The sequence below is a fragment of the Defluviimonas sp. D31 genome (genome assembly GCF_033436765.1).
GTDB lineage: Bacteria > Pseudomonadota > Alphaproteobacteria > Rhodobacterales > Rhodobacteraceae > Albidovulum.
This window is the reverse complement of the sequence record NZ_JAWQFN010000001.1, coordinates 332,609-350,141: the sequence shown is the minus strand read 5'-3', so window position 1 is coordinate 350,141 and position 17,533 is coordinate 332,609. Positions and strand designations below refer to the sequence as shown.

The window sequence follows — 17,533 nt, the reverse complement described above, 5'->3', positions numbered from 1 at the left end:
TCTGCGCTCAGAGGCCGAGCGTCCGGGCGCGGCGGATCACCATGAGGATGCAGATGACCGAGGCGGCCGAGCTGAAGGACATCAGAGCGATCAGCGGCAGCGCCCCGCCGCCGAGTCCGAGCGCCCAGCCGGCGAGCGCCGACAAAGCCGCGCCGCCGCCGATCATGATCGCGCCGCCGAGGCCCGAGGCGGTGCCCGCAAGCCCCGGCCGGACCGAGAGCATCCCGGCGTTGGCATTGGGCAGCGCCATGCCATTGCCGATCCCGACCGCGATGGTGAGCCCGAAGAAGGCATTGGCGCCGGCAAGGCCGGCCAGGTCGAGGGCGGCGAGAAAGAGCATCCCCGCCGTCGTGATCGCCGTGCCCGCAAGCACCATGCGGTTGAGCCCGACCGCGACCGAATAGCGCCCCGAGATGTAGTTGCCGGCCGCGTAGCCGATCGCCGGGGCGGCGAAGTAGAGGCCGAGCAGGCTCGGCGGCAACCGGTAGATCTCGGAGCCGACATAGGGCGCGCCGCCGAGATAGGCGAAGAAGGTGCCCGAGGTGAAGGCGGCGGCGAGGCAATAGCCCCAGAAGCGCGGCGAGGTCAGCAGTTCGGGATATTGCCGGACCTGGTCGGCGAAGCGCGCCCTGTGCCCGGCCGCCGTCTCGCCGAGATCGGCCCAGACGAGCCACAGCACCGCGACCCCGAGCACGATGAGAAGCGCGAAGTTCGCCTGCCAGCCGAACGCCTCGTCGAGCACACCGCCGACCACCGGGCCGACCATCGGCACGACCGACATGCCCATCGTCACATAGCCGATCATCGAGGCCGCCTGCTCGCCCGGGACCATGTCGCGGATGACCGCGCGGCTCAGCACCATGCCCGCAGCGACCACCGCCTGCATCATCCGGAAGGCCAGGAATACGCCGACGTTCGGTGCGAGAAGCGTGCCGAGCGTGGCGACGAGGAACAGCCCGACCGACCACAAGAGCACCGAGCGGCGTCCGAACCGGTCGGAGATCGGGCCGATCACGACCTGCAGCGCCGCGCTCGCCGCGAGATAGAGCGATACGGAAAGCTGCATCAGCCGGTAATCGGTCGCGAACCATTCGGTCATGCCCGGCAGCGACGGCAGGAAGATGTTCATCGCCAGTGCCGACAACCCCGCCACCATCACCAGCGTGACGATATGGGGCGGCGTGCCGCGGTCCAGGAACCGGATTTTAGGGCGCACATCGTGGCTCATCGGCATGAGCTAGGCCCGGGGCGCGGGCTTGTCCATCGCTTTCGCGCACAATGTGCGTGCGATGGATCAGTTCCAGCGGTGGAAGATGAAGAAGGCGCCGAGCCCTATCAGCGCGAATCCGACCGCGTGGTTCCAGCCGAGGCTCTCCTTGAGATAGGTCACCGAGAAGGCCGCGAAGACGACGAGCGTGATCACCTCCTGGATGGTCTTGAGCTCGGCCGCGCTGAAATGGCCATGCCCGATCCGGTTCGCCGGCACCTGCAGCAGGTATTCGAAGAGCGCGATCCCCCAGCTCGCGAGGATCACGGTCACAAGGGGGGCGGCCTTGAACTTGAGATGGCCGTACCAGGCGAAGGTCATGAAGACGTTGGAAGCGACGAGAAGGCCGATGGTGACGACGGGAACCGGAAGCGTTATGGGAAGCCAGGCCATGGGATTCTCACATGTGGCGGACCGTGCGGCTATAGCGCGCCGCGGCCTGTGCCGAAAGGGGCGGATCGTGTCCCGCAGGGCAGATAATTTTGCAGTTATTCAATTAGCAAATTGACCTCTGCGTAAATGTTGCAAATTTTCCCGAATCCGCTTTGAGCATGCAACGGTACACGCTAGTGTGCCGCAACGATCATGGGGGGAGAGCATGAAAGACATCCTGGAGCAGCTGGAAAATCGTCGGTCCGCCGCCCGTCTCGGCGGGGGGCAGCGCCGGATCGACGCGCAGCACGCGCGCGGCAAGCTGACGGCGCGCGAGCGGATCGAGCTTCTGCTCGACGAGGGCTCGTTCGAGGAATTCGATATGTTCGTTTCCCATCGTTGCACCGAGTTCGGGATGGAGAACGACCGGCCCTCGGGCGACGGCGTCGTCACCGGCTGGGGCACGGTCAACGGCCGCATGGTCTATGTGTTTTCGCAGGATTTCACCGTCTTCGGCGGCTCGCTCTCGGAAACCCATGCCCAGAAGATCTGCAAGATCATGGACATGGCGATGCAGAACGGCGCCCCGGTGATCGGCCTGAACGACTCGGGCGGCGCGCGGATCCAGGAGGGCGTGGCCTCGCTCGCCGGTTACGCCGAGGTGTTCCAGCGCAACATCATGGCCTCGGGCGTGGTGCCGCAGATCTCCGTCATCATGGGCCCCTGCGCCGGCGGCGCGGTCTATTCCCCGGCGATGACCGACTTCATCTTCATGGTGAAGGACACGTCCTACATGTTCGTCACCGGCCCCGACGTGGTGAAGACCGTGACGAATGAGATCGTGACGGCCGAGGAACTGGGCGGCGCCTCCACCCATACCAAGAAATCCTCGGTCGCCGACGGCGCCTTCGAGAACGACGTCGAGGCCTTGGCCGAGGTGCGCAGGCTCGTCGACTTCCTGCCGCTCAACAACCGCGACAAGGCGCCGACCCGGCCCTTCTTCGACGACGTGGCGCGGGTCGAGGACAGCCTTGACACGCTGATCCCCGACAACCCGAACCAGCCCTACGACATGAAGGAACTGATCCTGAAGGTCGCGGACGAGGGCGATTTTTACGAGATCCAGAAGGATTACGCGGGCAACATCATCACCGGCTTCATCCGGCTCGAAGGCCAGACCGTGGGCGTGGTGGCGAACCAGCCGCTGGTGCTCGCCGGCTGCCTCGACATCGACTCGAGTCGCAAGGCCGCGCGCTTCGTCCGGTTCTGCGACGCCTTCGAGATCCCGATCCTGACCTTCGTCGACGTGCCGGGCTTCCTGCCGGGGACGGGTCAGGAATATGGCGGCGTCATCAAGCACGGCGCGAAGCTCCTCTTCGCCTATGGCGAGGCGACGGTGCCGAAGGTGACCGTGATCACCCGTAAAGCCTATGGCGGGGCCTATGACGTCATGGCGTCGAAACACCTGCGCGGCGACTTCAACTACGCCTGGCCGACGGCCGAGATCGCGGTGATGGGCGCCAAGGGCGCGGTCGAGATCCTCTACCGCAGCGAACTGGCCGACAGGGAGAAGATCGCCGAGCGGACGAAGAACTACGAGACCCGCTTCGCCAACCCCTTCGTCGCCGCCGAGAAGGGCTTCATCGACGAGGTGATCATGCCGCATTCCACCCGCAAGCGGGTGGCGCGGGCCTTCGCCTCGCTCCGGACCAAGAAACTCAGCAATCCCTGGAAGAAGCACGACAATATTCCGCTGTGAAGGTCGCCGCGGAGGAGTTGATGCCACCTGAAAATGTCGCAGCCATGAGCCTCATCACGGCAAGCCCCCCGCTCGGGGGGCTGTCGTGAGGATCTGGCTGGCTGGAATTGCACTGGGAGTGATTGCCGCGATGCTGTGGTTTGCCAAGAACGGAAACGAGACGGCCGTGCCTGCGGCCCAGGGGGCGATCGTCGCGCCCTCGGGCCAGGAGGTTACCGCGCTTGACGTGATCCGCTCGGCGCCGGGGCCCGAGGGGCTGACATTGCGCTTCCGGTTTCTCGCGCCGGCGATCGGCCGCGAGGAAGGGGGTGTCAGCGCCGAAGCGGCCCAGGCCGACATGGCCTGGCTCTGCGAGACCTATGCCCTGCCGCGCCTGCCGGAGATCGGGCCGCAGCCTGCGCAGATCGTGATTTCGCTCGCAGACAGGCCGGTTCCGTTCGGCGAAGTGGCACCGGATGCGACACAATTTTTCGAGGCGTTCAGCCGCGACGGCGACCGCTGTGTATGGGAGGCGTTCTGATGCGCGCGACGGCTTTTTTGCGGCCTGCAGTTCTTGAAAAGTCAAGTGATGCTGCGGCGCCACAACTCGCGAACTTGACAACGGACGCATGGGCCAGCTTGATGTCATCCACTATGATGTGCGACGGCGGCGACAACGCAGCCGATATTGAAAAACACCGGCAGTCGAAAGCGGAAGATCCCTTCGCTGCCCCCTTGAGCAGGAGTCACAAATGTCCAAAAAAGCGCTGTTCGCGTGCATGCTCGTCGCCTTCGTGGCGGCTTGCGCCCAGCAGGAAGAGCCGGTCGTCGTCGAACAGCCGGTCACGACCGAGCCGACCTTCTCCGGCAAGTACGGCAGCTAATTCCAACGGCCGGGTCCGGGCGCTACGCCCGGTCCCGGCTCGCTTCGGGTCGCCCATCTCGGGAGGCGGCTCATGCTGAAGCATCGCGGCTTTCCGGGCCGCCTTCCCGGCACCGATTTCCAGTTCGTCATCCGTCGCGCGAATCCCAAGGGGATTACCCGGATCATCGCGCGTGAGCGTTTTCGCGACCGCAGTCCCGCGGATCGCCGCGCCGATGCCGGTTTCATGGCCGCGCTCTGGGATCATTTCGGCGAGGAACCCTTCGAACGCGGCAATCTCGACGCCGGGCGCCTGTCCTGGCTGTTCGGCCGCGAGGTGATTCCCGCGGAGGAGGATTTCGATCCCGAAAGCTACGAGGCGCTGCTGAAGATCGATGTCGCGCGCGCCCGCGCCGCCTTCCCCGACGTCTTCGAGGCGGAGGACTAGGCGTGTTTCTGCGCAACGCTTCCGATCTTGGGCGCATATCTGCCGATAGTTTCTGGTCTGGAAACTTTCTGTTTGCGCTATCCGGCGGTCGTGTCAGTGTCTCCGATGGGGCGTCACCCTACAGCAAGCAATTCGCCCCGATTTGTCAAAACCGTTACCCTTCCCCTTCTCTACGGCCTGGCCCAGTTAGGGTCAGGCCATTTTTCCGGGCTGCGGCGACACGGGGCGACGCCACGCGCGAACGGCAATCTGCTGCCGATGCCGCGAAATCACGCCGATTTCACTTTCGGAGAGCCGCGATTTCGCTAAACAGATTCGGCACAACAAAATTTGCTGAAGGAAGAGCAGAATGCGTGTTTCCAAAGTCCTCGTTGGCCTGGCCCTCATGGCCTCTCTTGCGGGCTGCATGCAGTCCGATGGAGAGCGTGCATTGGCCGGTGCAGCGGCGGGTGCCGTCATTGCCGACGTCACAGACAACAACGTCCTCACCGGTGCTGCCATCGGCGCGGCTGGCGGCGCGCTCTGCGACGACGTCAACCTCTGCTGAAGACCGGGTGACGGCGTCCGGCCGTTTCGGCCGGACCAGTTGTCGTAAAAAGAGAAACCATCGAAAGCCGACCGGCTTCGATGGTTTTTTTGTGCCTTCCGCCGGCCGGCCCGGGTCGCGGCCGGATGGCGCGGGCTCGACCCCTCCGGCGCGGGGTGCCTCCGCACCGCGCGGCGCGCGGCGCTCTGCGTCCCGTCCCCCGCGTCTCTTTCGCAACCATTCCCTGTCTGCCGCGCCACTTGTGCGCCCGTTCGCTCCGCTGGCCCCGATTGCGATCGGCCATCGGCCGTCCGGCTTTGCCCCGGGCAGGTGGACCAAGTCTTCATGCAGCCCAGACGGGTGCGTGACCCAAACCGCGTCCGGCCCCGTGCCTGGAACGCATAGCGATGACCTTTCTCGGCGAGGACACTGAGCATGTTTAAGAAGATCCTGATCGCGAACCGTGGCGAAATCGCCTGCCGCGTCATCAAGTCGGCCCGCAAGATGGGTATCAAGACCGTCGCGGTCTATTCCGATGCCGACCGGCACGCGCTGCACGTCAAGATGGCCGACGAGGCGGTGCATATCGGCCCGCCGCCGGCGAACCAGTCCTATATCGTGATCGACAAGATCATGGACGCGATCCGCCAGACCGGCGCCGAGGCGGCGCATCCGGGGTATGGATTTCTTAGCGAAAACATGAAGTTCGCCGAGGCTCTTGAGAAGGAGGGCGTGGTCTTCGTCGGCCCGCCGAGCCCCGCGATCGAGGCGATGGGCGACAAGATCACCTCGAAGAAGATCGCGATGGAGGCGGGGGTATCCACCGTGCCGGGCTACATGGGCCTCATCGCCGATGCCGAGGAGGCGGTGAAGATCAGCCGCGAGATCGGCTATCCGGTGATGATCAAGGCCTCTGCCGGCGGCGGCGGCAAGGGGATGCGGATCGCCTGGAACGACGTCGAAGCGGCCGAGGGCTTCCAGTCATCGAAGAACGAGGCCGCGTCCTCCTTCGGTGACGACCGGATCTTCATCGAGAAGTTCGTGACCCAGCCGCGCCACATCGAGATCCAGGTGCTCGCCGACAAGCACGGCAACTGCGTCTACCTGCACGAGCGGGAATGCTCGATCCAGCGCCGGAACCAGAAGGTGATCGAGGAGGCGCCGAGCCCCTTCCTCGACCCCGAGACCCGCAAGGCGATGGGCGAGCAGGCCTGCGCGCTGGCCAAGGCCGTCGGCTACACCAGCGCCGGCACCGTCGAGTTCATCGTCGACGGCGAGAAGAACTTCTACTTCCTCGAGATGAACACCCGCCTGCAGGTGGAACATCCCGTCACCGAGCTGATCACCGGCGTCGACCTCGTCGAGCAGATGATCCGCGTGGCCGCCGGCGAGAAGCTCCCGTTCGCGCAGAAGGACCTCAAGATCAACGGCTGGGCCATCGAGAGCCGGCTCTACGCCGAGGATCCCTATCGCAACTTCCTGCCCTCGATCGGCCGGCTCACCCGCTACCGGCCGCCGGTCGAGGCAGTCGGCGACAAGGCCATCGTCCGCAACGACACCGGCGTCTACGAGGGCGGCGAGATCTCGATGTACTACGACCCGATGATCGCCAAGCTCTGCACCTGGGCGCCGGACCGGGCCGGGGCGATCGAGGCGATGCGGGTCGCGCTCGATGCGTTCGAGGTGGAGGGGATCGGCCACAACCTGCCGTTCTGCTCGGCGGTGATGGACCATCCCCGCTTCATCGAGGGCGCGATCACGACCGCCTTCATCGCCGAGGAGTTCCCCGAGGGCTTCAACGGCGTGGTGCTTGGCGAGGGCCGGCTGCGGATGGTCGCCGCGGCCGCCGCGGCGATGAACCGGGTGGCCGAGATCCGGCGCACCCGGATCACCGGGCGCCTTGGCAACCACGAACGCCATGTCGGCGACGACTGGGTCGTGGCGCTGCAGGGCGAGGAGATCGCGGTGAAGATCGACGCCGACCGCGACGGCGCCACCGTGCGCTTCGCCGACGGCACAGCGCACAGGGTGACCTCGGACTGGACCCCCGGCCAGTCGCTCGCCCGGCTCGAGGTCGATGGCGCGGCGGTGGTGCTGAAGGTCGACAAGATCCCCGGCGGCTTCCGCATCCGCACCCGCGGCGCGGACCTCAAGGTCTATGTCCGCACCCCGCGCCAGGCCGAGCTTGCCCGGCTCATGCCGGAAAAACTGCCGCCCGACACCTCGAAGTACCTCCTTTGCCCGATGCCCGGCCTCGTCGTGAAGATCTCGGTCGAGGAGGGCCAGGAGGTGCAGGAGGGCCAGGCGCTCGCCACCGTCGAGGCGATGAAGATGGAAAACATCCTGCGCGCCGAGAAGAAGGGCGTCGTGAAGAAGATCTCGGCGCAGGCGGGCGCGAGCCTCAAGGTCGACGACGTGATCATGGAGTTCGAATGAACTATCCGTCGCCCAGCCGCTTCATCCGTAGTTCCTCGCGCCTGAGCGGGAACTTGTCGATGGCGCGGACGATCTCGCGGACCCGCCAGGGTAGGGGCTTGCGCAGTTTCACCGCGCCGTCCTTGTCGAGGAGCACCATCGAGAAGCCTCTCGGGCGCAGCCTCCGGCGCGCGTCCGACAGGGCGGAGGGATCGGTATCGGTGAGAATCACCACGTCGCGCTTGATGAGCTCGTCGGGATCCTCGGCGAGATATTGCAGCTGGGTGCGGAACGCCGGGTCGTTCGGGCTGTCGGCAAAGACGACGACCGGGCGCTTCTCCCAGCGGAAATCGTCCAGCTCCACCGTCTCGGCCGGGATCGGCTCGAGGGTGACGGGAGCGGACTCCTGGGCCACGGCGCCAAGAGCAAGGCAGCCCGACAGGATCACGAACAAGAGTGGCTTCATGCAATCTCCTCCGTCCCAGATATAGGCGAAACGGGCGGATTGCCAAAGGCTTATACCGGCGCCTCTCGCGGGGTCCGGTCAGCGATGAAAGGAATGACCGATGACGGACAAGATGGCAGCCTGGCGGACGCTGGCGGAAAAGGAACTGAAGGGCCGCACGCCCGACGATCTGACCTGGAACACGCTCGAGGGAATCGCGGTCAAACCGCTCTACACCGAGGCGGACACCGCGCCCCTCGGCCACATGGGCACGCTGCCGGGCATCGCGCCCTTCACCCGCGGCGTGCGGGCGACGATGTATGCCGGGCGGCCCTGGACGATCCGGCAATATGCCGGCTTCTCGACGGCCGAGGAATCGAACGCCTTCTACCGCAAGAACCTCGCCGCCGGTCAGCAGGGCGTCTCGGTCGCCTTCGACCTCGCCACCCATCGCGGCTATGACAGCGACCATCCCCGCGTCGTGGGCGATGTCGGCAAGGCCGGCGTCGCGATCGACTCGGTCGAGGACATGAAGATCCTCTTCGACGGCATCCCGCTCGAGAAGATCAGCGTTTCCATGACCATGAACGGCGCCGTGATCCCGATTCTCGCGAGCTTCATCGTTGCGGGCGAGGAGCAGGGCGTCGACCGCGGCCTCCTGTCGGGCACGATCCAGAACGACATCCTGAAGGAATTCATGGTGCGGAACACCTATGTGTACCCGCCCGAGCCCTCGATGCGGATCATCGCCGACATCATCGAATACACCTCGAACGAGATGCCGAAGTTCAACTCGATCTCGATCTCCGGCTACCACATGCAGGAGGCGGGCGCGAACCTCGTGCAGGAGCTGGCCTACACCATCGCCGACGGGCGCGAATACGTCCGCGCCGCCATCGCGCGCGGCATGAATGTCGACGATTTCGCCGGGCGGCTCTCGTTCTTCTTCGCGATCGGCATGAACTTCTTCATGGAGGCCGCGAAGCTGCGCGCCGCGCGGTTGCTCTGGCACCGGATCATGACCGAGTTCGGGGCGAAGAAGACCTCCTCGCTGATGCTGCGCACCCACTGCCAGACCTCCGGCGTGTCCTTGCAGGAGCAGGACCCCTACAACAACGTCATCCGCACCGCCTACGAGGCGATGAGCGCGGTCCTCGGCGGCACCCAGTCCTTGCACACCAACGCGCTTGACGAGGCGATCGCGCTGCCGACCGAGTTCTCGGCCCGGATCGCGCGCAACACCCAGCTGATCCTCCAGGAAGAGACCGGGGTGACCAATGTCGTCGACCCGCTCGCCGGCTCCTACTACGTCGAGAGCCTGACGGCGGAACTGGCCGAGAAGGCCTGGGCGCTGATCGAGGAGGTCGAGGAGATGGGCGGCATGACCAAGGCCGTCGCCTCCGGCATGCCGAAACTCCGGATCGAGGAATCGGCGGCCCGCCGGCAGGCGATGATCGACCGCGGCGAGGAGGTCATCGTCGGCGTCAACAAGTACCGCAAGGAAAAGGAAGACCCGATCGACATTCTCGATGTCGACAACGTCAAGGTGCGCGAGGCGCAGGTGGCGCGGCTGGAGAAGATCCGCGCGACCCGCGACGCTGCGAAATGCGAGGCGGCGTTGGCCGAACTCAGCCGCCGGGCGGACCGGGGCGGCAACCTTCTGGAGGCGGCCGTCGAGGCCGCGCGGGCGCGGGCATCGGTAGGAGAGATTTCGATGGCGATGGAAAAGGTGTTCGGCCGCCACCGGGCCGAGGTGAAGACGCTCGCCGGTGTCTACGGCGCGGCCTACGAGGGCGACGAGGGCTTCGCGGCGATCCAGAAGGACGTCGAGGCCTTCGCCGAGGAGGAGGGCCGCCGCCCGCGCATGCTCGTGGTGAAGATGGGCCAGGACGGCCACGACCGCGGCGCCAAGGTGATCGCGACCGCCTTCGCCGACATCGGCTTCGACGTCGACGTGGGCCCGCTCTTCCAGACCCCAGAGGAAGCCGCGCAGGATGCCGTCGACAACGACGTTCACGTCATCGGCGTTTCCTCCCAGGCGGCGGGCCACAAGACGCTCGCGCCGAAGCTGATCGAGGCTTTGAAGGAGAAGGGCGCGGGCGATATCCTCGTGATCTGCGGCGGCGTGATCCCGCAGCAGGATTACGAGTTCCTCGAGAAGGCCGGGGTCAAGGCGATCTTCGGGCCGGGCACCAACATCCCGACGGCCGCGAAGGACATCCTGCGGCTCATCCGCGAGGCGCGGAAGGCATGAACGACCGGCCGCCGCCCCTCCGGGCGGCGGTCTGCGCTTGAAGGACTGGAACGGGAGGCGTGACATGAACATCCTGATGCTCGGGGCCGGCGGAATCGGCGGCTTTCTCGCGGCGAAGCTCGCGCCGGCGGGGCATTCGGTCTCGCTCCTCGCGCGCGGCGCGCATCTCGCCGCTATCCGCGAAACCGGGCTGAAACTGGTGATGGACGGCACCGAAACCGTGGTCCGGCCGGACGCGGTGAGCGACCGGCTGGAAGACCTGCCGCAAGCCGACCTCGCGGTCTTCGCCGTCAAGGGCCAGGACATGGAGGCCATGATCGCGGCCTATCTGCCGCATGCCGGGCCGAAGACGCTGGTGCTGCCGTTCCAGAACGGCGTCGACGCGCCCGACCTTCTCGCCGCGGCCTTCGGCGACGCGCGGACGCTGATCGGCGTCGCCCGCATCTTCTCCAACATCACCGCGCCGGGGGTTGTCACCCAGTACGGCGGCGGCAGCGCCTTCACCATCGGCGACCGGCAGGGCAGCCAGACCTCGCCGGAGGCCGCGACGGTGATCGAGGCGTTCCGCGCCGCCGGGATCACCGTGCCGGAGCGCGCCGACGTCACCGTCGATCTCTGGCAGAAGTTCCTGCTCTTCAACGCGGTCAGCGGCGCCACCGCCGCCGCCCGTTGCCGCTTCCGTGAGATCCGGGCGCATCCCGAACTGATGGAGTTCTTCCGCGGCCTCGTGCGCGAGGCCGATGCGGTCGGACGGGCGCGCGGCGTCGCCCTGCCGGCGGACGCGGTCGAGAAGACGCTGCAATTCTGGTCGCGGCTGCCCGACGAGGCGCGCGCCTCGACCGCCCATGATCTCGAGCTCGGCAAGCCCCTCGAGGTCGACCGTATCTGCGGCGCGGTGGCGCGCATGGGGCGCGAGCTTGGCGTGCCGACGCCGAACAGCGCCGCGGTCGCCGCCGTGCTCGCACCCTATCGCGCGGGCACGGCCTGACGCGGTCTCAGTTCTGGACGGCCGCGGCGGGTTCGGCGGCGTCGGCCTCCTCCTCCTCCTCCTCCGCCTCTCGGCGCTGCGCGGCCATCAGAAGCACCACATAGCCGGTTATCGCCGAGACCGCCGAACCGGCAAGAACGCCGAGCCGCACCGCGTTCATGTTGTCGGCCGTATCGAAGCTGAGGCCGCCGATGAAGAGCGACATCGTGAAACCGATCCCGGCGAGACAGGCGAGCCCGTAGATCTGCGCCCAGGTCACGCCATGGGGCAGCCGCGCCCAGCCCGCGCGCACCACGAGCCATGTCGCGCCGAAGACGCCGAGCTGCTTGCCGATCACGAGGCCCGCCGCGATCCCGATCGGCAGCGGCGCGAAGAGGTCGCCGAGCGTCAGGCCCGTGAGCACCACGCCGGCATTGGCGAAGGCGAAGACCGGCACGATCAGGAAAAGCACGTAAGGCGACAGCGCGTGTTCAAGCGAGTGGAGCGGCGACTTGCCGTACTTGTCCTTCAAGGGCACGAAGAAGGCGGTGACGACACCGGCGAGCGTCGCATGGACCCCCGATTTCAGCACCAGCACCCAGAGCACCGTGCCCAGCAGGACAATCGGCGCGATCCGGTGCGCCCCGGCACGGTTGAGCAGGTACAACCCCGCGAGCGGCAGGAGTGCTACGAAGAGGTAATCGACATGCAGCTCCTTGGTGTAGAAGAGCGCGATGATCAGGATCGCGCCGAGGTCGTCGAGGATCGCCAGCGTGAGCAGGAAGATCTTCAGCGCCGCCGGCAGCCGCTTGCCGAGAAGCGCCAGCACGCCCACCGCGAAGGCGATGTCGGTCGCGGCCGGGATCGCCCAGCCGCCGCGCGTCACCGGATCGGACCAGTTGAAGGCGAGAAAGACGAGTGCCGGCACCACCATGCCACCCACCGCCGCCAGCCCCGGCAGCATCACGTCGGCGGGGTTCTTGAGCTTGCCCTCGACCATCTCGCGCTTGAGTTCCAGCCCGATGAGGAAGAAGAACACCGCCATCAGACCGTCGTTGATCCACAAGATCAGCGGTTTCGACAGCCCCTCGCCCTCGATAAGGATCGAGAATTTCTTCAGCAGAAGCTCGTGGTAGCCCGCCGAAAGCGCCGAATTTGCGACGATCAGCGCGAGAAGGGCCGATGCCATGAGAAGGATGCCGCCGGCGGCGTCGTGGCGAAAGAAACGGTCCAGGGCGCGCCCAAGGCTCATCAGCTATCCCTCCGGGGTTTTTACCATTCGGTTTGAATTGGGGCTTCGAGCCGCCATGTCAAGCTTTTAGTGGGCCGAAATCGGCGCTTGCGGCGCTCCGCCGGCGCTCTAGGATGCCGCGCGTGGGAGGCGGCATGGCGGCATTCGATCATCTCGCGGTTGCGGCGGCGACGCTCGGCGAGGGGGCCGCGGCGGTTGAGGCCGCACTCGGCGTGGCGCTGGTGCCAGGCGGTCGGCACGCGGCAATGGCGACGCACAACCGGCTCCTGGGCCTCGGGCCGCACGAATATCTCGAGGTGATCGCGACCGACCCCGAGGCCGCGCCGCCGGGACGGCCGCGCTGGTTCGGACTGGACGTTTTCGCCGGTCCGCCGCGGCTCACGCACTGGATCGCGCGGGTAGGGGATCTCGACGCGGCACTCGCCGCGGCGCCCGCCGGGGCAGGGCGGGCGACGGCGCTTGCGCGCGGCGATTTCCGCTGGTGCTTCGGTGTGCCCGAGGATGGCCGCCATCCTTTCGACGACTGCTTTCCGGCGCTGATCGAATGGCAGGGCGACCGGCACCCCGCCGCGGCGCTTCCCGACAGCGGCTGCCGGCTCGTCCGGCTGGAGATCGCGCATCCCGATCCCGAGGCGCTGAAGGCCGCTCTGCCGGTCCGCGACCCGCGTATCGCGGTCTGCGCCGGCCAACCCGCGCTCCGCGCCACGATATCGACCCCTCACGGCGAAAGGACGCTGGCATGATCATCCGCCCGGCCCGCGAAACCGACATTCCCGCGCTCATAGCGCTCTGGAATCCGGTGATCCGCGACACCACGATCAGCTTCTCGGACGAGGAGAAGACGCCCGAGAGCCTCGCGCAGATGATCGAGGACCGCCGCGCGGCGGGGCGCGAGTTCTTCCTTGCCGAGAGCGGCGGGCTCCTCGGTTTTGCGACCTATGCCCAGTTCCGGGGCGGCAACGGTTATGCCCATGCGATGGAGCACACGATCATGCTCGCACCGGAGGCGCGCGGTCGCGGCGCGGGGCGGGCGCTGATGGCGAGGATCGAGGAGCATGCCCGGATCGGCGGGGCGCATACGCTTTTTGCCGGGGTCTCGGGCGAGAACCCGGACGGGGTCGCGTTTCACGAACGCATGGGTTTCACCCATGTCGCGCGCATCCCCGAGGCGGGGCGCAAGTTCGGCCGCTGGCTCGACCTCGTTCTGATGATGAAGTTTTTGTGACGCACTGACATTTTGCCCACCGCCGGGATAAGCTTACCGCATGTCTATATGGACCCGCATCTCCGACGCTCTGGCCGCCCTCGCGAAGGGCGAGGGGCTGTCGGCCGTCTTCGATCGGCTGAAAACGCCGCCGGAACGCTCGGTCGGCTTCACCATCGCGGTGATCGCGCTCGGCGCCAAGATGGCCAAGGCCGACGGCCAGGTCACCCGCAACGAGGTCGCCGCCTTCCGCGAGGTCTTCACCATCCCCCGCGCCGAGGAGGAAAACGCGGCGCGGGTCTTCAACCTCGCCCGCCAGGACGTCGCCGGCTTCGACCAGTACGCGGCCAAGATCGCCGGCATGTTCGGTGCCGGCGACCCGGTGCTCGTCGACCTCATGGAGGGGCTCTTCCACATCGCGGTCGCGGACGGCGACTACCACCCGCACGAGGACGCCTTCCTGCGCGAGGTGGCGCGGATCTTCGGTGTCGGCGACCGCTGCTTCCGCTCGATCCTCGCGCGCCATGTGCCCGAGGCGCCGCCCGATCCCTACGACACGCTCGGCGTCGCCCATGACGCGCCGATGGAGGAGGTCCGCGCCGCCTTCCGGCAGGCGGTGCGCGACTGCCACCCCGACCGGCTCCTCGCGCGCGGCCTGCCGGAGGAGGCGCTGCGCCTCGCCGAGCAGCGGCTCGTCGCCGTCAACCGCGCCTGGGAGGAGATCCGGGCCAAAGAGGCGGCCTGAGCCGATGCGGATCGCGACCTACAACGTCGAGTGGTTCACCAACCTCTTCGACCGCGACGGCAAGATGCTGGAGGACGGCGGCTGGTCGGCGCGGTACAACGTAACCCGCGCCGACCAACTCACCGCGCTCGGCATCGTCTTCACCGCGCTCGACGCCGACGCGGCGATGATCATCGAGGCGCCCGACAGCAACCGCCGCCACAAGACCGTGGACATGCTCGAAGCCTTCGCGGCGCGCTACGAGCTTCGGACCCGCAAGGCGCTTCTCGGCTACGAGAACGAGACCCAGCAGGAGATCGCGCTCCTGTACGATCCCGACCGGCTGACGGTGCGCCACGACCCCCTCGGCCAGCCCGACCACGCCCATTCCGGCGCCGCGCCACGCTTCGATTCGAGTTACCGGATCGACCTCGACATCGACGCCACGCCCGACCTCGTGCGCTTTTCCAAGCCGCCGCTTGAGATCGCGGCCAGGACGCCGGCCGGCCGCGCCTTCCGGATGATCGGCGTCCACATCAAGTCGAAGGCCCCGCACGGCGCCTCGACCGAGGCGCAGGTCAAGCGGCTCGCGATCGAGAACCGCCGCAAGCAGCTCGCCCAGTGTATCTGGCTCCGCGAACGGGTGCTCGAACATCTCGCGGCGGGCGACAGCCTGATGGTGATGGGCGATTTCAACGACGGCCCCGGCCTTGATGAATACGAAAAGCTCTTTGGCCGCTCCGGGGTGGAGATCGTGCTCGGCTGGGACGAGCCGCACGAGACCCGGCTTTACGACCCCCATGCGCGGGTCGCCTTCGGCAAGAAGCTTGCCGCGGCACCCGCCACCGCGCGGTTCTATCTCGATGACCGCGGCTGCTACTTCTCGGCGCTGCTCGACTACATGATGGTCTCGCCGGACCTGAAGGCGATGAAGCCGAAATGGCGGATCTGGCACCCGTTCGACGACCCCGGCAGCTACCGGGTGCCGGAACTGCGCGAGGCGCTCCTGACCGCGTCGGACCATTTCCCGGTCACGCTCGACATCGACCTCTGAGCGGACCTGTGAATAAGGCGCCGCATCTCCTATATTAGGGGCATGAGACGCATAGCCCATGCCCTTGCCGTCCTCTTGATCGCCGCCGCGCCCGCTGCGGGTCAATCCGGCGGCGAATCCGGCGGCGAACCCGGCGAAAAGTCGGCCGAGGAAGGTCTGAGCCTTCTCGAGGAGGGCGCGCGGATCATCCTGCGCTCGATGATCGGCGAGGTCGAACCGGCGCTGAAGGACCTGCACGAGGAGATGGGCCGCGCACTGGCCGAGATGGAGCCGGCGTTCCGCGATCTCGCCGCGATGATCGGCGACATCCGCAATTACCACGCGCCCGAGATGCTGCCGAACGGCGACATCATCATCCGCCGCAAGTCGCCCGCCGAACTTGCCGTTCCGAAAACGGATGGCGAGATAGAGCTTTAGGAGACGACGCTCAGACTACGCTCACTTCGCTCTGCGCCCCGAGCGCCTCCGCGAGCGCCCCGAACCGCGACTGTGCGACCTCGCCGAAAAGCGGCTCGGCATGGGCGTTGAGCCGCAGACCGAGGACCTTCTTCTTCGGCCGCCAGGTCAGCTCTCCCGCCTCCTCGGGGGATTTCACCGCGAACATTGCGCCGAAGCGCATCGCCTTGCCGAGCACTTCGGCCTCCCGCATCTGGTCCTCGTTCAGGAGCGCGAAGAGCGGCTCCAGCCGCGACCCGGCGCGCGAGTTCTTGTAGCGGTGCAGGAGCGAGAGCCCGAGGAACACACGTTCCTGATGCGACAGCCCGCCGAGGTTGGCGCGGGTGGCGTTGTCGAAGCAGACCTCGGCGCGGTAGTCGGGATGCGCTCGCCATGTCGTGTCGTGCAGGAGGCAGGCGGCACGGACCATGCGCAGCTTCTCGTAGCTCGCGTTCCTGTAGAGCGGCAGCAGGAACTGGTAGAGCTTCTTGCCGAAGCCCGGCATCCGCGCCATCGTCCGCTCGGCATGGCGGCAGGCCTCGATCAGCGGATCTCGCATCCTCAGCCGCTCCGGCATCTGCTCGTAGAGAAGCCCCTCGCGGATCCCGTAGGAGGAGACGTCGATCTCCTTGGGGTGGAAGCTCAGCACAAGCTGGCGCAGCACCTGCGCGGCGATCGGCACCAGTTCCATCCGCGCCGCCGAGGTGCCGGTGCGGGCCCGCAGCGCGTTGAGGTCGCTCTCGGCGATCCAGTTCACCGTCTGCAGGACCGATTGCGGTCCCATCCGGTATTCGTGCAGCACCGTCATCGGATAGGCGCGCCGCTCCATGTCGAGCCGCGCGATCGCCCGCCACGAGCCTCCGACGAGATAGATCCGCTCGTGCCCGGTGCCAAGCTCGGCGGCCAGCGCCTCGACCGTGTCCTTGATGAACCTCGCCATGCCCTTCTTGCCGCCGGGCACCTGCTGCAACTGGAACGGGCCGAGCGGCGAGGTCACGCGGCGCCCGACCCTGCCGCCGGAAACCTCCGCAAGCTCCATCGAGTTGCCGCCGATGTCACAGACCAGCCCTTCCGCCTCGGGCCAGCCAAGAAGCACGCCTTGCGCCGAGAGCCGCGCCTCCTCCTGGCCGTCGATCACCCAGAGCCTGAGCCCGGTCTCGCGCTCCACCTCGGCGCGGAACTCCGGCCCGTCGACGGCCTCGCGCACCGCCGCCGTTGCGACGCAGGAGAGGGGCGGCAGGCTCATGCCCTCGGCGAGCGCCGCGAAGCGCTTCAATGCGGCCAGCGCACGTTCGCGACCCTGCGGATTGAGCCGCCCGGTCTGCGCCAGCCCTTGGCCGAGGCCCGCCATCACCTTCTCGTTGTAGAAATAGGCCGGGCTCCGCGCCGCGCCGTCGAAGACCACCATCCGGACCGAGTTCGAGCCGACATCGACCACGCCCACGCGCTCCAGCGCACGGGCCGAGGGATCGTCGAAGAGCGGCCGGCCGAACGGCCCCCATTCCTCGGCCAGCGCCTCGCCGCGGATCTTGGTTTTGCCGCCCTTGGTCTTTCTGGATTCCATTCCGCC

Annotated in this window: 18 protein-coding genes; 13 read left to right on the top strand and 5 right to left on the bottom strand. The window is 67.1% G+C overall.

The genetic code is table 11. The annotated features are described in order from the left end of the window. Window positions 1-7: 7 nt before the first annotated feature. Both R5H32_RS01685 and R5H32_RS01680 read right to left on the bottom strand, forming a co-directional pair. On the bottom strand, window positions 8-1,216 hold the full coding sequence (locus R5H32_RS01685) for a Bcr/CflA family efflux MFS transporter (RefSeq protein ID WP_318336945.1): 1,209 nt from the start codon (window positions 1,214-1,216) through the stop codon (window positions 8-10). A gap of 78 nt (window positions 1,217-1,294) precedes the next feature. Beyond that, window positions 1,295-1,660: a DMT family protein gene (locus R5H32_RS01680; protein WP_318336944.1), complete on the bottom strand. Its 366-nt coding sequence runs from the start codon at window positions 1,658-1,660 to the stop codon at window positions 1,295-1,297. 205 nt (window positions 1,661-1,865) lie between these two features. Here R5H32_RS01680 and R5H32_RS01675 point away from each other — a divergent pair, with 205 nt between their 5' ends. The 6 genes from R5H32_RS01675 to R5H32_RS01650 all read left to right on the top strand — a co-directional run bounded on the left by R5H32_RS01675 (window position 1,866) and on the right by R5H32_RS01650 (window position 7,649). Then, entirely contained in the window at window positions 1,866-3,398 is a 1,533-nt protein-coding gene (locus R5H32_RS01675; RefSeq protein ID WP_318336943.1) for an acyl-CoA carboxylase subunit beta, read from the top strand. Between the two features lie 130 nt (window positions 3,399-3,528). Beyond that, a complete protein-coding gene (locus tag R5H32_RS01670; RefSeq protein WP_318336942.1) occupies window positions 3,529-3,918 on the top strand; it encodes a DUF6497 family protein in 390 nt (129 codons plus the stop codon). Between the two features lie 211 nt (window positions 3,919-4,129). Further along, a complete protein-coding gene (locus R5H32_RS01665) occupies window positions 4,130-4,261 on the top strand; it encodes a hypothetical protein (protein WP_263333231.1) in 132 nt (43 codons plus the stop codon). 72 nt (window positions 4,262-4,333) lie between these two features. After that, window positions 4,334-4,687 (top strand): hypothetical protein, encoded by a 354-nt coding sequence (locus R5H32_RS01660; RefSeq protein ID WP_318336941.1) that lies wholly within the window; start codon window positions 4,334-4,336, stop codon window positions 4,685-4,687. 349 nt (window positions 4,688-5,036) lie between these two features. Beyond that, window positions 5,037-5,234 carry a hypothetical protein gene (locus tag R5H32_RS01655; RefSeq protein WP_318336940.1) on the top strand — a complete coding sequence of 66 codons (198 nt, stop codon included), beginning with the start codon at window positions 5,037-5,039 and terminating at the stop codon, window positions 5,232-5,234. Between the two features lie 414 nt (window positions 5,235-5,648). Next, window positions 5,649-7,649 (top strand): acetyl/propionyl/methylcrotonyl-CoA carboxylase subunit alpha, encoded by a 2,001-nt coding sequence (locus R5H32_RS01650; protein ID WP_318336939.1) that lies wholly within the window; start codon window positions 5,649-5,651, stop codon window positions 7,647-7,649. A 1-nt stretch (window position 7,650) separates the two neighbouring features. Here R5H32_RS01650 and R5H32_RS01645 read toward each other — a convergent pair whose 3' ends face one another. Next, the gene (locus R5H32_RS01645) at window positions 7,651-8,094 is read right to left on the bottom strand and encodes a DUF4174 domain-containing protein (protein ID WP_318336938.1); all 444 of its coding nucleotides are present in this window, start codon (window positions 8,092-8,094) and stop codon (window positions 7,651-7,653) included. 100 nt (window positions 8,095-8,194) lie between these two features. Here R5H32_RS01645 and scpA point away from each other — a divergent pair, with 100 nt between their 5' ends. Together scpA and R5H32_RS01635 are read left to right on the top strand one after the other, a co-directional pair. Then, on the top strand, window positions 8,195-10,327 hold the full coding sequence (scpA, locus tag R5H32_RS01640) for a methylmalonyl-CoA mutase (RefSeq protein WP_318336937.1): 2,133 nt from the start codon (window positions 8,195-8,197) through the stop codon (window positions 10,325-10,327). 64 nt (window positions 10,328-10,391) lie between these two features. After that, a complete protein-coding gene (locus R5H32_RS01635; protein WP_318336936.1) occupies window positions 10,392-11,315 on the top strand; it encodes a 2-dehydropantoate 2-reductase in 924 nt (307 codons plus the stop codon). Window positions 11,316-11,322: 7 nt separating this feature from the next. Here R5H32_RS01635 and nhaA read toward each other — a convergent pair whose 3' ends face one another. After that, window positions 11,323-12,546, bottom strand: a complete 1,224-nt coding sequence (gene nhaA, locus R5H32_RS01630) for a Na+/H+ antiporter NhaA (protein ID WP_318336935.1) — start codon at window positions 12,544-12,546, stop codon at window positions 11,323-11,325. A gap of 134 nt (window positions 12,547-12,680) precedes the next feature. On the opposite strand from nhaA, the gene R5H32_RS01625 reads away from it, so the two are divergent. Genes R5H32_RS01625 through R5H32_RS01605 form a run of 5 tightly spaced genes read left to right on the top strand, consistent with a single transcriptional unit; the run spans window position 12,681 to window position 15,945 of the window. After that, window positions 12,681-13,289: a VOC family protein gene (locus R5H32_RS01625; protein ID WP_318336934.1), complete on the top strand. Its 609-nt coding sequence runs from the start codon at window positions 12,681-12,683 to the stop codon at window positions 13,287-13,289. Then, window positions 13,286-13,771 carry a GNAT family N-acetyltransferase gene (locus tag R5H32_RS01620; RefSeq protein ID WP_318336933.1) on the top strand — a complete coding sequence of 162 codons (486 nt, stop codon included), beginning with the start codon at window positions 13,286-13,288 and terminating at the stop codon, window positions 13,769-13,771. The genes R5H32_RS01625 and R5H32_RS01620 overlap by 4 nt, the downstream gene beginning before the upstream one ends. A 40-nt stretch (window positions 13,772-13,811) precedes the next feature. Then, the gene (locus tag R5H32_RS01615) at window positions 13,812-14,495 is read left to right on the top strand and encodes a molecular chaperone DjiA (protein WP_318336932.1); all 684 of its coding nucleotides are present in this window, start codon (window positions 13,812-13,814) and stop codon (window positions 14,493-14,495) included. 4 nt (window positions 14,496-14,499) lie between these two features. After that, window positions 14,500-15,528, top strand: coding sequence for an endonuclease/exonuclease/phosphatase family protein (locus R5H32_RS01610; protein WP_318336931.1), 1,029 nt, complete (start codon window positions 14,500-14,502; stop codon window positions 15,526-15,528). A 42-nt stretch (window positions 15,529-15,570) separates the two neighbouring features. Then, window positions 15,571-15,945: a hypothetical protein gene (locus tag R5H32_RS01605; protein ID WP_318336930.1), complete on the top strand. Its 375-nt coding sequence runs from the start codon at window positions 15,571-15,573 to the stop codon at window positions 15,943-15,945. Window positions 15,946-15,955: 10 nt separating this feature from the next. Here R5H32_RS01605 and R5H32_RS01600 read toward each other — a convergent pair whose 3' ends face one another. Then, window positions 15,956-17,527 (bottom strand): Ppx/GppA family phosphatase, encoded by a 1,572-nt coding sequence (locus R5H32_RS01600; RefSeq protein ID WP_318336929.1) that lies wholly within the window; start codon window positions 17,525-17,527, stop codon window positions 15,956-15,958. Window positions 17,528-17,533: the final 6 nt, after the last annotated feature.

What these genes read in the sequence shown, in the direction of transcription:
- R5H32_RS01680 (WP_318336944.1), bottom strand. Translation starts at nt 1,660, where the DNA reads ATGGCCTGGCTTCCCATAACGCTTCCGGTTCCCGTCGTCACCATCGGC.
- R5H32_RS01675 (WP_318336943.1), top strand. Translation starts at nt 1,866, where the DNA reads ATGAAAGACATCCTGGAGCAGCTGGAAAATCGTCGGTCCGCCGCCCGT.
- R5H32_RS01670 (WP_318336942.1), top strand. Translation starts at nt 3,529, where the DNA reads ATGCTGTGGTTTGCCAAGAACGGAAACGAGACGGCCGTGCCTGCGGCC.
- R5H32_RS01665 (WP_263333231.1), top strand. Translation starts at nt 4,130, where the DNA reads ATGTCCAAAAAAGCGCTGTTCGCGTGCATGCTCGTCGCCTTCGTGGCG.
- R5H32_RS01660 (WP_318336941.1), top strand. Translation starts at nt 4,334, where the DNA reads ATGCTGAAGCATCGCGGCTTTCCGGGCCGCCTTCCCGGCACCGATTTC.
- R5H32_RS01655 (WP_318336940.1), top strand. Translation starts at nt 5,037, where the DNA reads ATGCGTGTTTCCAAAGTCCTCGTTGGCCTGGCCCTCATGGCCTCTCTT.
- R5H32_RS01650 (WP_318336939.1), top strand. Translation starts at nt 5,649, where the DNA reads ATGTTTAAGAAGATCCTGATCGCGAACCGTGGCGAAATCGCCTGCCGC.
- R5H32_RS01645 (WP_318336938.1), bottom strand. Translation starts at nt 8,094, where the DNA reads ATGAAGCCACTCTTGTTCGTGATCCTGTCGGGCTGCCTTGCTCTTGGC.
- scpA (WP_318336937.1), top strand. Translation starts at nt 8,195, where the DNA reads ATGACGGACAAGATGGCAGCCTGGCGGACGCTGGCGGAAAAGGAACTG.
- R5H32_RS01635 (WP_318336936.1), top strand. Translation starts at nt 10,392, where the DNA reads ATGAACATCCTGATGCTCGGGGCCGGCGGAATCGGCGGCTTTCTCGCG.
- nhaA (WP_318336935.1), bottom strand. Translation starts at nt 12,546, where the DNA reads ATGAGCCTTGGGCGCGCCCTGGACCGTTTCTTTCGCCACGACGCCGCC.
- R5H32_RS01625 (WP_318336934.1), top strand. Translation starts at nt 12,681, where the DNA reads ATGGCGGCATTCGATCATCTCGCGGTTGCGGCGGCGACGCTCGGCGAG.
- R5H32_RS01620 (WP_318336933.1), top strand. Translation starts at nt 13,286, where the DNA reads ATGATCATCCGCCCGGCCCGCGAAACCGACATTCCCGCGCTCATAGCG.
- R5H32_RS01615 (WP_318336932.1), top strand. Translation starts at nt 13,812, where the DNA reads ATGTCTATATGGACCCGCATCTCCGACGCTCTGGCCGCCCTCGCGAAG.
- R5H32_RS01610 (WP_318336931.1), top strand. Translation starts at nt 14,500, where the DNA reads ATGCGGATCGCGACCTACAACGTCGAGTGGTTCACCAACCTCTTCGAC.
- R5H32_RS01605 (WP_318336930.1), top strand. Translation starts at nt 15,571, where the DNA reads ATGAGACGCATAGCCCATGCCCTTGCCGTCCTCTTGATCGCCGCCGCG.
- R5H32_RS01600 (WP_318336929.1), bottom strand. Translation starts at nt 17,527, where the DNA reads ATGGAATCCAGAAAGACCAAGGGCGGCAAAACCAAGATCCGCGGCGAG.